The following is a 13,085-nucleotide window of genomic DNA, read 5'->3' as shown; positions in this document are numbered from 1 at the left end:
GGGATTACGAATCTCTCTCAACTTCTCCTAACTGCTGCTCCTAAAATGCTGTCTAATGCGCTGAATGGACTTGAACGAGCACAGCGCGATCCGGGCTGTCCTTTCCGGAGACACCGAAGCCTATCGCGGGCTGGTGGTTCGTCACAGTCCAACGCTGCTACGCGTAGCGCTTCGTATCACAGGCAACGAAGCAGATGCGGATGAAGTAGTGCAGGAGGCCTTTTTGCGGGGCTATCAGAAGCTGCCTTCATTTCGCTTCAAGGCTGGCTTCGGGACGTGGATCTATCGCATCGCAGTGAACTGCGCATTTGACCGGATCGGGCACCGCGGGCCAGACGAGAGTCAAGATACGACTGAGGATGCGGAATGGATTCAGGAGCGGTTGCCAGATCTCGATGCGGGGCCGGAACGATTGTTGCTGAGCAAGGAAATGGCAACCCAGCAAGCGTTTGCGATGCATGCGCTTACTTCGCTTGAGCGGACGGCATTTCTGCTGCGGCATGTTGAAGATCACTCAACGAGTGAGATTGCGGAGGCGCTGGGCATGGCTCCGAATGCGGTGAAACAGGCTGTCTTTCGCTCAGTACAGAAGCTGCGGCGGCGCTTGGCGCCATTGCGAGGAAAGATATGAAACATATTACGGAACCGGAGTTGATTGAGTATTTCTACGGCGAGAGCGCGGACCAGCGAGCGGTACAAGAGCATCTCGCCGAGTGCGCCGAGTGCGTGGCCATGGGACGAGAACTGGCTCGCGACATGGCCGAGATACGCCTGAACGATTGCGAGTCGGAGCGGAGCGACGAATATGGCGATGAGGTGTGGCACGCAATACGGCCGTTGCTGACTCCGTATCTTCAGACTCCGAGCCCACGGCGTCTCTGGCCATGGCGAACGCATTGGAATCTTCGTCCTGGGCTTGGGTTTGCGGGCGCTGTGGTTGTATTGAGTGCGATCGCGTTCGCGGCCTTTTATTCAGGGCGTTTGTGGGAGCAAAAGCAGATGCCGCAGCTTGCAGCGACAAACAACACGCAGGCAGGACAGCGAATCATTCTGTTTGTAGTGAGCGATCATCTGGACCGTTCGCAACGGTTGCTCGCCGAGCTGAATGATCCGGATCAGGCTGCTGCGGATCATAGCCTGCAGGCGACGGCTCGTGAACTGTTGACAGAGAACCGCCTTTACCGGCAGAGCGCGGAGCGTGGGAGTTCAGCGAAGGACGGCGCTCAGGCCCAAGACTCTTCGCTCGAGGCAATTCTCAACGATCTGGAGCCCGTGCTGGTGGAGTTAGCCAATCAGCCGGACGATCTGAATCGTGCGGCGATCATGCGGCTGCGCAAGCAACTGCATACCGCTGGGCTGCTTTTCGAGATTCGCGTACTGCGGTCGAAGGTGGACGCGGGACAAACCAATGACAGCGATGCGCGAAAGAATGGGATGATCTAACATGAGGGACTCATTACGATTTCGCACGGCTTTTTTCAATGCAACTATGGTCGCGGGGCTTTCGATAGCGACTGCTTTCACGATGGATCAACCGCTGTTGTTCGGACAACAGTTGCTCCTTTCTCCCGGATCTGAAGCGGTAGAGCGACCTGTTATTCAGCCTGTTTTAGATGAAATATCCGCGAGTGCTGACGGCAACGATGAGAGTTTCTATGGCAGGGGCACTCAGGCGATCCAGGAGGGCCGTTGGGCGGATGCTGAGGCGATCTTCGACAAGATTGCGCAGCGCCCCGGAGAACATGCGGAGGGCGCGCTCTACTGGAAGGCGTATGCGCAAAGCAAAGGGGGCAAGAGCGAAGTCGCGCTGAAAACCTGTGAGCAGCTGCGCAAGGGCTATCCAAAGAGCAAGTGGATTGATGACTGCGACGCGATGGAGATTGAGATTCGCAGCAGGAGCGGGCAGCCTGTCGATCCAATGAATGAGAAGGATGAGAATCTGAAGCTGCTTGCACTGAACGCCCTGATGCATCAGGACGAAGCCAGGGCTCTGCCGCAGATTAGGCGGATATTGTCAGGCGGGCAATCGGAGATATTCAAGGAACACGCGCTCTTTGTGCTGACGCAAAGCTCCTCGAAGGCAGCGCAGGAGATGTTGGCTGAGGTTGCGAATCCTTCTGCCGGTGAGGCGACGAGTATCCAATCCAATCTGGCGTTGCGGCAGCGCGCCCAGCAGTTGATTGCCGCTTCGCATTCGGCGAGCGGGTCGTCAGGCCGCACCGGCCGCGAACTCGGGATAGACCTCACAGTGAGCGACGCGGCGGGCAGGCCCATCACTGGGTTGAGTGCGGACAATTTCACGCTCCTAGACAATGGACAGCCGAGAAAGATACTTGGCTTTCACGAGATGCGCCGTACCGCCGCAAAACCGGGCGATACGACGGACCCTCCCACCGAGGTCATGATCGTGATCGACACAATCAACGAGCCACTCCTCGGTTTTGCCTATATCCGGGATGAGGTTGAAACCTTTCTCAAAATGGACGACGGACGCCTCACCCACCCGGTCTCACTCTTCATCGTCGATGGCAAGGACGCAGAGAGACTGGCACCGGCCTCGCAGGACGGAAAAGCGTTGGCAGCCACTCTGGAAAAGGCCGGGACTGGCAAGCGTCCGATTCGAAGATCCTCGGGATTCGTCGGCGTGTTGCCGCGCGCTCAGATGTCGCTTGCTGCGCTCGGCTCGCTGGCCGTGGAGGAAGCGACAAAGCCCGGCAGGAAAATGCTAATTTGGATCAGCCCCGGTTGGGATACTGTAAGCATCGATGATGACTGGATGATCGACATACAGCGCTATCGCGATCTGGCGCCACTTTTTGAAACCCGAAAAGCGATGTTTGCCGGCATTGTTGCCCTCTCCACCGGGCTGCGACAAGCACGGATTCAAATGTACTGCATCAAACCCGACCACTCGGGAGGCTTGGCGTCAACGGTCTGGGACCGGTACAAAATCCATCTCAATGGGGTGACACAGCCGGGTAAGGCCGGGACGGGAGACCTCTCGCTACAGGTGCTTGCAGTGCAGAGTGGCGGCCAGGCAGTGGACTCTACGAACGATTACCTTTCCGGAGTGATCGCCAAGACTATCACGGGAGCCGAAGCCGACTATTTCGTCACATTCGATGCGCCTCCCGCGGAACGTCTGGACGAGTTTCACACACTGAAGATTACCGTGAACAAGCCGGGGCTTATCGTCCGCACACGCCACGGCTACTACGACGAACCATAACTTCCTAGGTCGTTAACACCAGACTCTCACGGACTATCCGATGTAAGATAACTCCCATCCGAAGGTTCGCGAACAAAGTGACACCGGGGGTTTTACCATGAACTCAATCGCACGTAATTTGTTGACGGCGAGATGCTTCGTTTTGGCCCTTGCAATTGCCGGCTCTTTCCCTTCTGCAGTGGCCCAGGCGACAAGCGAGGCGCAGAAGGGAACCAACCGGCAGATCGACCTGGATGTAATGGTTACGGACGCTGATGGAAAGGCGGTTCCGAATCTAACAGCGCAGGACTTCACCGTTCTCGACAACGGCAAGATGACGGCGATTCAGGCCTTTCGCGAATCCCGCAGCCGGGAGACCGATGCCGCGACCGCCGGAGATACGGAAGTTGTGGTCCTATTCGACACGGTGAATAGCTCGCTTCCGGATGTAGCCTACGCGCGCGATCAGGTAGGAAAGTTTCTTCGTCAGGATGGCGGAAAGCTGGCGTATCCAGTGGAACTCCTGGCATTCAACGGCAACGGAGTCGAACGGATAGCCGAGCCATCCCGGGACGGAAATGCGCTGGCGGCAGCGCTGGAAAAAGCAGGAAGCAACCTGCACCCCATTCGCCGCTCGGAGGCTTTCTGGGGAGCCGTGGAGCGGTTGCAATTGTCATTGGGCACGCTGGGCAATTTGGCTCAGGCTGAAGCCAGAGTGCCGGGCAGAAAATTGGTTTTTTGGATCAGTCCAGGCTGGCCGCTGCTCGTAGGTACGCAGAACTACCCAAGCAGCAGGGAATTGCAAACCTTTTTCAACGCGATTGTGGCAATGTCGAACGGGCTCCGCGAAGCCCGTATTGTGCTTTATAGCCTCGATCCAGTTCGGACCCCAGGCGCGGACATGCTGCGGTGGAATTACTACAGGGGCTACCTCAAAGGCGTACCCGACGCGCGGCGAGCGATGGCTGCCGATCTTGCCCTTCAAGTGCTGGCCACGCAAAGCGGGGGCAACGTTATCAACTTCAGCGACAAAGATATGTGGCAAGAGATTGCAAACCGTGTCGCTAAGGCTGAGGACTTCTACTCTCTGGCTGTCGCCGCGCCATCGGAGACACATGCCGACGAATATCATTCGCTAAAGATCACACTGGACAAGCCTGGGCTCACGGTTCAAACCAGGAGCGGGTACTACGGCGAACCGTGAGGCGTGCGACCGACTTACGAGAACACACCCTCACGGGTCAGTTCGTCGATGACCAGGCGGGTTGAAGCTGCTGCGATCTCGACGATCTTGTCGGCATCGCCGCGAGTCAGGATCAACGGCGGAGCGAAGCCGATGGCATCGCTCTGGGGCATGGCGCGGGTGATAAGACCCTTTTCGCGGGCCAGCGTGGAAATGCGGTAGGCGACTTTGAGAGCTGGGTCGAGGCGCTTCTTTGTCGCGGGATCGGCGACAAATTCCACCGCGAGCATGAGGCCGACACCACGCACTTCGCCGGTGATAGGCAGTCTGTCGAAAGCATCGTGGAGGCGCTCGAGCATGTAGGCGCCCACTTCGACTGCGTTGGCGGTGAGGTTTTCGCGTTCAAGAATGTCGAGGTTGGCGTTTGCCGCAGCTACGCCGATGGGATGGCCTGTGTATGTGTAGCCGTGCGGGAAGATGCCGGCTTCGGCGGAGCCTGCTTCCATGGCCAGGAAGACGCGCTCACCGACGAGGACTCCGCTGAGCGGGGCGTAAGCGGAGGTCAATCCCTTGGCGATGGTGATCAGGTCGGGCTGGATCTCATAGAGCTGCGAGCCGAACATCCGGCCCGTGCGGCCGAAACCGGTGATGACTTCGTCGGCAATGAGCAGAATTTCGTACTTGCGCAGGACGGCCTGGATCGCCTGCCAGTAGCCCATGGGTGGTGGAACGAGGCCGCCTGTGCCAAGGACGGGCTCGCCGATGAAGCCTCCAATGGTTTCGGGGTCTTCGCGAAGGATCAGGGCTTCCAGTTCAGCTGCGCGGCGGGCGGAGAAGTCTTCTTCTGACTCCCCGGGCTCAGCGCCCCAGTAATGGTGCGGCGCGGCGGTGCGCAAGATTGCTGGAACCGGCAGATCCATGAAGTCGTGGTAGAGGCTCAGTCCCGTCATGGAACCCGCCATGACGGTGTTGCCGTGATAAGCGCGTTCGCGGGCGATGATGCGCTTCTTCTTTGGTTTGCCGATGAGGTTGTGGTAGTACCACACGAGTTTGGCCTGAGTTTCGTTGGCGTCGGAGCCAGAAGTGCCATAGAAAACACGCCTGAAATTGCCGCCTCCGCTGGAAGCCGGAGCCATCTTCACCAAACGGTCGGAGAGCCGAATCAACTCTTCCGTGGAGTGGCCCGCGTAGGTGTGAAAGTAGGCGAGTTTGTGGGCCTGGCGGGCAATTGCGTCGGCCACTTCGGTGCGTCCGTAACCAATGTTGACGCAGTAGAGGCCGGCAAACGCATCGATCAACTCGTGACCATCGGTATCGCGAACGCGAACGCCGTTGGCCGTGTCCACGATGGTGGAGGGCGCCTTGCCGGAGGCGAAGTCGGCGATGCTGGTGGCCGGATGCAGGACGGATGCACGGTCCATCTGCTCAAGACCGGGCTTATCGAGTTCGTAGGCTGGAAATGAGTTGGCGGCGGGCATGGTCTTCCTCGCGGGCGTCGAAGTCGGATGCCTACCAGCTTACATTACGGGTGATTGCTGAAATGCGGCTGGCTACGCCAGGAACGCGCCAATGCGGGTTTCCGACTGAGTGAGGGGGTCACAGGCCCGATCGAGAGCTTCGTAGTCGGGATCGTTCTGGGCGCGGAAGGCGCGGAAGGCTTCTTCACTGCTCCACCGATCGAGGGTCACGTAGCGTCCGGGGACGTAGGCATCCTTGAAAAATTCGGTGCCAAGGTACTCAGCGGAACGGCCGAAGAGTGCAGCCCATGAGCCGCCGGGGCCGTAGGCCGCTTCAAAGCCGGGCACGTTTTCTTCCGCGATGTCGAATTGCCACAGAATCACGAACATGATGGTCTCTCCTTGAAATTATCGCATCGCAAATTGAGCGGGCAGACAGGGACAGTAAGCTTCCAACCGGGCGGCGCTCAAATATTTGTTGGATTTGTATCATTTGAGACAACCCAGCATTGGGAGAAGGCATCGAAATTTGCAGCAAGTACTAGCCTTTTATCAATGCAAGAATTGACCTTCTTGCGACTCATTAAGTCCTATCTTGGCGACTTTGCGCGTGCTCATTCGAATGGCTTCAACTCATCTAGAATCTGCTACTTATAAAGTATCTTCGAACTTAATCCATCAACAGACAACCCGGTGATGCGTACTGCCGTCCAATACAAACACGAGCGCCTTTATGCTCGGTACAAATCCTTGGAATTACCCCAGAAAGGTTGTGGTTATGGCTGTCACAAATGAAGTCTTCGATCCCCATGAGTATCTGTCCCGAGGAGGATTCGGTAAGACTATTCTTCAGGTCAGGAAGAACGAAGGGATTTTTTCGCAAGGAGAACCGGGCGACACGGTCTTCTATATTCAGAAGGGCAAGGTGAAGTTGACGGTAGTGTCTCCGGCAGGCAAAGAGGCTACGATTGCCATTCTTGGCGCGGGTCACTTTGTTGGCGAAGAGTGCATCACCTCTGACCAGCCGACGCGTACTTCTTCTTCGAAGGCGCTTACTCCATGCACATTGCTTCGCATCCGCCGGCAGGAGATGGTGCGTACCTTGACAGAGCAGCCGGCTATGTCGCGCGTGTTCATCAAGTACCTTCTGTCCCGAAACACTCGCATTCAGTCAGACCTCGTGGACCAGTTATTCAACTCCAGCGAAAAACGGCTTGCGCGTACCCTGCTCCTTCTTTCGCAGACCGGCAGAGAAGACATGCCACTTGCACCGCTGCCCAGAATCAGCCAGGCTACCCTTGCCGACATGGTGGGCACTACACGGTCTCGCGTGAGCTTCTTCATGAACCGCTTCCGCAAGCTGGGATTCATTGAATACAGCGGGCTCAATCGCATCCATGTTAATAGCTCGCTGCTCTCGGTTGTGCCGCTGCAGTAACTTCCACTCTCGCGAGTTACATTTGATTTATTTTTCGGGCGCGACTCCTGACTGGAATTCGCGCCCTTTACTTTCGCAGAAGTTATCGCTTAAGTATGTCGATTGGTTCGTTGAAATCAGTTACCCGGAAGTACTTAGCCAGGGACGGATGCTGGCGCTGGACAGCCAGATACATTTCCCATGCCACTTTGCGATAACTAAAGTGGCCGGCTGGCCCTGAGCGTAACTCTGAGATATAGACGGCTTCGGCGAAGTCCATCTTGAAAAGAGCGCGAATCCTGGTAGCCAGCGGCAACACATACAGAGCGGACTGAGCGGCTTCCGGTGCATTGCTGGCCGCGATCTTCCGGCTTGCGGCGAAGGCCGCTTCGATGGATGCCTGATATTCCGCCAGAATTCCAGCCTCGGCCAACCCTGCGGCGTCACCGGAGTGGGGTGTTTCGTAGCCGTGGAGGTGGGTGAACTCCTGGATGATCTGAGTGCAGCGGCGGTGCCGGTGCATGTCGCGAAAGCCGCCGATATCCATTAGGATGTCGAAACGCAGAGCGGCTCCAGCGTGGAAGGCGCGCAGGAGTTCATCATGGCGGCCGCGATGCTGGAGGCCGATTTCGATGATTTCGGCAGTGCGGGCTTCCGGCAGGCTGGCGACCAGGTCGCGGATCTGCCGGTAGGGATGATGGCCGACGGAATATAGCAGGGTTGCGGCCAGTTCCACTTCGAGGCTTTCGGTGCGCTCGACAAGATCCACGAGCGGAGCCAGAGCGACGGGGATGTTGGCGAAAAGCTCGGCGTTGGCCTTATTGAGATCGCCTCCGGTGCGAGGGGCATACAGGTCGGGCTGAGCGTATTTGACCAGAGTGGGCGCGGTTCGAACCTCGCGAGTGAGAAGGATTTCGGATTCCAAGGCTAAATCAGGGTCGAGGGCTGCGATTTTGGCCTGGAGATCAGCGTTGGCCTCGGCTGCGAGGTTCCAGGCCGGACCGGTGGCGGCTTCGCGCAGCTTGTTGCCGAGGTCGCGAACCTCGGCGGCGGGGTGGGAGAGCAGCCGCGAGACTTGCGTTTCCAGCGTGCGTGCGTTGACGATCTGGCCGAGTGACGTGTTAGTGGCCAGCGGAAGCAAATAGCGTGCTACGTCGAATGCACGGGCCTTAAGGGTGCGTTCGTACGCGTCCTGCTTCATTTCGGCAGGGCATGCTACGCGGGATTTGAGGGCCTCGAAGACCGCCGAAGATGTGCTTGCATATGCAGAGAACAGGTCTTCGACAGTCTTGGTATAGAGTTGCCGGATTTCCGCTTCCTGGCCGAAGTCTGGCAGGTACCAGCCCGATTTCATAAAGTTCTGATACCGGGTGGAGCGCTCCTGACCGTCCCATCGCTGTTCGTCGACGAGAACAATGGCGGCCAGCAGAGAAAGACGCTCGATGGCAAAGGCGACGTGGGCCAGGTCGGCGATAGAGCGGTGGCCGTATTGGAAATAGAAGGTGTTCAGGAACTGCTCGGCGCGCTGCGAGCTGATTTCGCGGAGCGACTGGCGCATGGAGAGCGCGGAGCGGGAATATTTGGCCATGGCGTAGGCCAGCACTTCTGGATCGGCTCCGTGGACAGCGAAGACCTCGGTTTGGTTCTGGGCGTGAGCCGTGAGGTCGGAACTGGAAATCGAAGCGCTGGAGGATGAACTGGGCATGGAACTCGACATGGTGGACAAAGGGCTCTCCGGCGACCAGAATACGGCATGGGGCCGTGCAGACGGCAGGAAGTGCGTGTGCAAAGGATTTTGCATCCAATTTGCGTTGGATTCGACTAGGATTCAAGAGAACGCAGGGGCGTCTAATTCCAGGTCGAGGCCAAAATGGACGCAATCGGGCGGAATAGATTAAGGGCAGAGTTTAAACCTATGCGTGCAGTTCTCGAGAAAACGTCACATCGTCCGTGGCCTTTGCCGCCGGGACGCTGGGCCATGACGCAGCGTTGGAACGATCTGCTCTTCGCTCACTGGCCGATGAGGATTGCGGAAGTTGAGGCGCTGCTGCCCGATGGATTGGAGGCAGATGTCTTTCAAGGATCCGCGTGGATTGGCGTGGTGCCATTCTGGATGGACAAGATTCAAGTCCGTGGCGTGCCGCCGATCCCAGGGGCAAGAAAGTTTCCTGAACTGAATCTGCGAACGTATGTGCGGGACCGGCGAACGGGTACGCCCGGGGTTTACTTCTTTTCCCTTGATGCGGGGAATCTGATGGCGGTCATCGCTGCGCGGAGTTTCTTTCACCTGCCGTACTACTGGGCGCAAATGAGCATCAAGCCACGCGGGGAGCGGGAGTTCTCATATTACAGTCGAAGATTGCTCAGCGGCAGACCGGTCATCTTTGCGGCGCGCTACCGGGGATTGGGCCCGACGCACAAGCTGGCGCAAACCCGGCCGGGGACAATTGAATATTTCCTGACGGAGAGATATTGCCTGTTTACGCGGAACGCGCTGGGACGGCTGATGCGGGCGGATATCCACCATGTGCCTTGGCCGCTCGAAGAAGCTGAGGCGGAGATCAGTCAGAACGATCTGGCCGCGCAAATCGGACTTCAGTTGCCGAATACCGCTCCGCTCTTGCACTATTCACGCCACCTTGCAGTGTACGTATGGCCTGCGGAGCTGGTGCAGGCCAAGGTGGTTGCGGCGACCGCAGCCGTGGCGGCAGCGCAGTAGAAGCATCCAGTCTCAGCTTCCATTCCTGTTTGCGCCGATTCTGCCCCCTATAATTTGCAAGAGTGCGCTGAAATTCAAGGCATATCGAGACTTCACGAGGAATTATGAACGGATTGGGAGGACGGATTGCGCTGGTTACCGGCGCGTCCCAGGGTATTGGGCGGGCGTGCGCGCTGGCGCTGGCAAAAACGGGCGTCACGGTGGCGCTGGCCGCGCGGAATGAGGCCAAGCTGGCGGAGGTGAAAGCCGAGATTGAGGCTGCGGGCGGTCAAGCCGAAGCCTTTGCGCTTGATGTGGCCAGTGAAGAGTCGATCCAGGCCGGGGCAAAGACTGTGCTGGAACGGTTTGGCAAGGTGGAGATCCTGGTCAACAATGCCGGAATCACGCGGGACAAGCTGGCCATGCAGATGAAGCGTGAGGATTGGGACGATGTGCTGTCGACCAATCTGACCGGGGCTTTTCTACTCACCCAGGCGCTGCTGCGCCCGATGCTCAAGAATCGCTGGGGCCGGATCATCAATATTTCGAGCATTGTAGGGCGAACCGGACAGGCGGGGCAGGTGAATTATGCGGCTAGCAAAGCGGGGCTGATCGGGATGACCCGGGCGCTGGCGCGAGAGGTTGCCTCGCGCGGGATCACGGTCAATGCTGTTACACCGGGATATATTGTGACTCCGATGACGGCAGTGCTGGATGAGAAGCAGACCTCGGCAATGATGGCGCAGATTCCGCTGGGACGGGCGGGGACAGAAGCGGATGTGGCGCCAGCCGTGGTGTTTCTGGCTTCTGAAGGAGCGGGCTACATTACCGGGCACGTATTGGACGTCAACGGCGGCATGTTCATGGGCGGCTGAGACTAACTCGGCCGCGTAAAGCCGGTTGCTACTGGGGCTTGGGTTGAGATGCGGGAGCCTGCGGACTGCCTTCGCCGCGATTCTGTGGCTCCATGGCGTTGACGGTGGTCGCCAGGAATGCTCCGCCTTTGACCGCTCCCTCAGCGCGCAATTGCTCACCGGGTTTTATGTCGGCGAGGGTGATGGAGTCGCGGCGCTGATGGAAAGAAGTGTTCTCGTCAACCATAATCGAGTGGGGGGTGTGATCCATGGCGCCCTCAATCGTTATGGTCGTTCCGTCAATCGCGGTGATGCGGCCAGCCAGCCACGTTTTGCCGAAGTTGGCCTCCATCTCACGTATTTGCTTAGCCCGCTCCGGGTCGATTTGCGCTATGAAGACCGCGCCGATCGACTTCGCGGCTGCATCTACTTCCCCGCCGGCGGTAATAAAGTCACCAACCTTGATGTCTGTGGACTTGAGGACTTGAGGCGTGGACCTCTGACCGCCTTCCGCGTCACCACCGCCTCCCTGGCGACGGCCTGCCGGCTCCTTCATGATGCGAGTATTGACGCTGAAGTGAACAGTGTAGGTTTCGCCATTGTCGGTCTTGATGGTGTAGTGGTCGGCTGCGACCTCAGTCACGGAGCCGAGAACGCCGCGTCCGCCGCCGGGAAACCCCATGCCACGCCCGCGCCAGCCCTGTCCTTGTCCGTTGCTGCCCTGTCCGGCACCGGTCTGCTGGGCTGTCGCCGCGACTGTGGTCGTAAGCGCCAGGGCCGTACTCGCGACTAAGGTTCCAAATAAATTGACGCGCATCTGCACCCTCCAACACTCTGTATCCAAGGTAGACGATTTATCTGCATCGAAAGCTACAATGCCGTTGAAAGGAATCCCGAATTGACCGTTCGGCGAGCCCAGGCAGCAAGAGCATCTTTTGAGAGGATGTGGACATGGAAGCAGCGTTGATTTCGAGTGCGCCGCGATTGCGCGAGCGATACCGGCTGGTGCGGCGGCGGAGCGTGCAGCTTTGCGAGCCTCTGACGCCGGAGGACATGATGGTGCAGTCCTGCCCGGAGGCTTCTCCGGCGAAATGGCATTTGGCGCACACGGCCTGGTTTTTTGAGTCGTTTGTCCTGAAAGAGTTCCTGCCGAGCTGCCGGGTGTTTGATCCGGACTTCCCCTGGCTCTTCAATAGCTACTACCAGAGCTTTGCGGAGTTCCCGGAGAAACGCCTGCGGGCTTCGTTCTCTCGGCCTGGGCTGGGAACGATCCTGAGCTACCGGGAGTATGTGGACGACGCAATGGGGCGGCTTCTCGGTGGCGATCCTCCGGAGGAGGCTTTGCGGCGCATTGAACTGGGCCTGAACCACGAGGAGCAGCACCAGGAGCTGTTGCTCACCGACATCAAGCACGCCCTTTATACCAATCCCCTGCAGCCGGCCTATCTGGATGAGGATCTGGAAGAAGAAGACCGGAATGGGACGACGGTTCCGCTGGAATTCCTCAGTTATGACGGCGGTCTGGTCGAAGTTGGGCAGCGTGAGAACAGTGGCTTTGGCTTCGACAACGAGCGGCCGCGGCATCGGGTATGGCTGGAGCCGTTTCAATTGGCTTCGCGGCTGATTACCTGCGGCGAGTTTGCGGAGTTTATTGAAGACCGGGGATATGAGCGGCCGGAGCTCTGGCTCTCCGCCGGCTGGGATGCGGTACAGGAGTGTAGTTGGCAGGCCCCGCTTTACTGGCGCAAATCGGACGGCGAATGGAGCATTGGGACATTGCGCGGCAACCAGAGATTGCACCGGCTCGCGAACACTCCTGTAGCGCACGTAAGCTATTTCGAAGCAGACGCTTACGCACGCTGGAGCGGTAAGCGACTGGCCACCGAGGAGGAATGGGAGTCTGTGGCGGAGAATGTGCCAGTCATCCCCGACAGGGGAAATCTGCTGGAAAGCGGCCGATTGGGTCCGGCTGCAGCCGGTGCTGGTTTCGATGACTTGCCGCAGAGCTTTCCGCAACAGCTTTGGGGTGATTGTTGGGAGTGGACGGCGAGCGCCTACCTGGGTTATCCGGGGTTTGCACCTCTGGAGGGCTCGCTGGGTGAGTACAACGGCAAGTTCATGAGCGGGCAAATGGTGCTGCGCGGAGGGTCGTGCGTTACTCCAGCGGGACATATTCGCTCCAGCTATCGAAATTTCTTCCCGCCCGAGACCCGCTGGCAATTTTCAGGAATTCGGCTGGCTTCCTCGTAACGCAAACCTCGTCTCTTG

General features: G+C 58.4%; 12 protein-coding genes. 8 read left to right on the top strand and 4 right to left on the bottom strand.

Going from position 1 to position 13,085, the window contains the following annotated elements; all coding sequences use genetic code 11:
- Positions 1-64 precede the first annotated feature (64 nt).
- From OHL23_RS07360 to OHL23_RS07345, 4 genes are all read left to right on the top strand, one after another.
- The gene (locus tag OHL23_RS07360; protein WP_263351140.1) at positions 65-631 is read left to right on the top strand and encodes an RNA polymerase sigma factor; all 567 of its coding nucleotides are present in this window, start codon (positions 65-67) and stop codon (positions 629-631) included.
- Positions 628-1,443, top strand: coding sequence for a hypothetical protein (locus tag OHL23_RS07355; RefSeq protein ID WP_263351139.1), 816 nt, complete (start codon positions 628-630; stop codon positions 1,441-1,443). The genes OHL23_RS07360 and OHL23_RS07355 overlap by 4 nt, the downstream gene beginning before the upstream one ends.
- 1 nt (position 1,444) lies before the next feature.
- The gene (locus tag OHL23_RS07350) at positions 1,445-3,229 is read left to right on the top strand and encodes a VWA domain-containing protein (RefSeq protein ID WP_263351138.1); all 1,785 of its coding nucleotides are present in this window, start codon (positions 1,445-1,447) and stop codon (positions 3,227-3,229) included.
- Between the two features lie 142 nt (positions 3,230-3,371).
- Positions 3,372-4,412, top strand: a complete 1,041-nt coding sequence (locus OHL23_RS07345; protein ID WP_263351137.1) for a VWA domain-containing protein — start codon at positions 3,372-3,374, stop codon at positions 4,410-4,412.
- Between the two features lie 14 nt (positions 4,413-4,426).
- On the opposite strand, the gene OHL23_RS07340 is transcribed toward OHL23_RS07345, so the two are convergent.
- Both OHL23_RS07340 and OHL23_RS07335 read right to left on the bottom strand, forming a co-directional pair.
- Entirely contained in the window at positions 4,427-5,869 is a 1,443-nt protein-coding gene (locus tag OHL23_RS07340; protein ID WP_263351136.1) for an aminotransferase, read from the bottom strand.
- A 72-nt stretch (positions 5,870-5,941) separates the two neighbouring features.
- Positions 5,942-6,238 (bottom strand): antibiotic biosynthesis monooxygenase family protein, encoded by a 297-nt coding sequence (locus OHL23_RS07335; protein WP_263351135.1) that lies wholly within the window; start codon positions 6,236-6,238, stop codon positions 5,942-5,944.
- Between the two features lie 388 nt (positions 6,239-6,626).
- Between OHL23_RS07335 and OHL23_RS07330 the strand changes: the two genes are divergently transcribed.
- Complete coding sequence (locus OHL23_RS07330) at positions 6,627-7,286, top strand: Crp/Fnr family transcriptional regulator (RefSeq protein WP_263351134.1); 660 nt, start codon at positions 6,627-6,629, stop codon at positions 7,284-7,286.
- Positions 7,287-7,368: 82 nt separating this feature from the next.
- On the opposite strand, the gene OHL23_RS07325 is transcribed toward OHL23_RS07330, so the two are convergent.
- A complete protein-coding gene (locus OHL23_RS07325; RefSeq protein WP_396127324.1) occupies positions 7,369-8,970 on the bottom strand; it encodes an FAD-dependent thymidylate synthase in 1,602 nt (533 codons plus the stop codon).
- 210 nt (positions 8,971-9,180) lie between these two features.
- On the opposite strand from OHL23_RS07325, the gene OHL23_RS07320 reads away from it, so the two are divergent.
- Both OHL23_RS07320 and fabG read left to right on the top strand, forming a co-directional pair.
- The gene (locus tag OHL23_RS07320) at positions 9,181-9,984 is read left to right on the top strand and encodes a YqjF family protein (RefSeq protein WP_263351133.1); all 804 of its coding nucleotides are present in this window, start codon (positions 9,181-9,183) and stop codon (positions 9,982-9,984) included.
- A gap of 104 nt (positions 9,985-10,088) precedes the next feature.
- Positions 10,089-10,838 carry a 3-oxoacyl-[acyl-carrier-protein] reductase gene (gene fabG / locus OHL23_RS07315; RefSeq protein WP_263351132.1) on the top strand — a complete coding sequence of 250 codons (750 nt, stop codon included), beginning with the start codon at positions 10,089-10,091 and terminating at the stop codon, positions 10,836-10,838.
- Positions 10,839-10,866: 28 nt separating this feature from the next.
- Here fabG and OHL23_RS07310 read toward each other — a convergent pair whose 3' ends face one another.
- A complete protein-coding gene (locus tag OHL23_RS07310; protein ID WP_263351131.1) occupies positions 10,867-11,634 on the bottom strand; it encodes a DUF5666 domain-containing protein in 768 nt (255 codons plus the stop codon).
- Between the two features lie 134 nt (positions 11,635-11,768).
- Between OHL23_RS07310 and egtB the strand changes: the two genes are divergently transcribed.
- Positions 11,769-13,067 (top strand): ergothioneine biosynthesis protein EgtB, encoded by a 1,299-nt coding sequence (gene egtB / locus OHL23_RS07305; RefSeq protein ID WP_263351130.1) that lies wholly within the window; start codon positions 11,769-11,771, stop codon positions 13,065-13,067.
- The last annotated feature ends 18 nt before the right edge of the window (positions 13,068-13,085 follow it).

Origin of the sequence: Acidicapsa acidisoli (genome assembly GCF_025685625.1) — a bacterium.
Taxonomy (GTDB): domain Bacteria; phylum Acidobacteriota; class Terriglobia; order Terriglobales; family Acidobacteriaceae; genus Acidicapsa; species Acidicapsa acidisoli.
This window is presented reverse-complemented; position numbering and strand designations above follow the sequence as displayed.

Coding starts and splice junctions, on each gene's coding strand:
- OHL23_RS07360 (WP_263351140.1), top strand. CDS start 65: ATGGACTTGAACGAGCACAGCGCGATCCGGGCTGTCCTTTCCGGAGAC.
- OHL23_RS07355 (WP_263351139.1), top strand. CDS start 628: ATGAAACATATTACGGAACCGGAGTTGATTGAGTATTTCTACGGCGAG.
- OHL23_RS07350 (WP_263351138.1), top strand. CDS start 1,445: ATGAGGGACTCATTACGATTTCGCACGGCTTTTTTCAATGCAACTATG.
- OHL23_RS07340 (WP_263351136.1), bottom strand. CDS start 5,869: ATGCCCGCCGCCAACTCATTTCCAGCCTACGAACTCGATAAGCCCGGT.
- OHL23_RS07335 (WP_263351135.1), bottom strand. CDS start 6,238: ATGTTCGTGATTCTGTGGCAATTCGACATCGCGGAAGAAAACGTGCCC.
- OHL23_RS07330 (WP_263351134.1), top strand. CDS start 6,627: ATGGCTGTCACAAATGAAGTCTTCGATCCCCATGAGTATCTGTCCCGA.
- OHL23_RS07325 (WP_396127324.1), bottom strand. CDS start 8,970: ATGCCCAGTTCATCCTCCAGCGCTTCGATTTCCAGTTCCGACCTCACG.
- OHL23_RS07320 (WP_263351133.1), top strand. CDS start 9,181: ATGCGTGCAGTTCTCGAGAAAACGTCACATCGTCCGTGGCCTTTGCCG.
- fabG (WP_263351132.1), top strand. CDS start 10,089: ATGAACGGATTGGGAGGACGGATTGCGCTGGTTACCGGCGCGTCCCAG.
- OHL23_RS07310 (WP_263351131.1), bottom strand. CDS start 11,634: ATGCGCGTCAATTTATTTGGAACCTTAGTCGCGAGTACGGCCCTGGCG.
- egtB (WP_263351130.1), top strand. CDS start 11,769: ATGGAAGCAGCGTTGATTTCGAGTGCGCCGCGATTGCGCGAGCGATAC.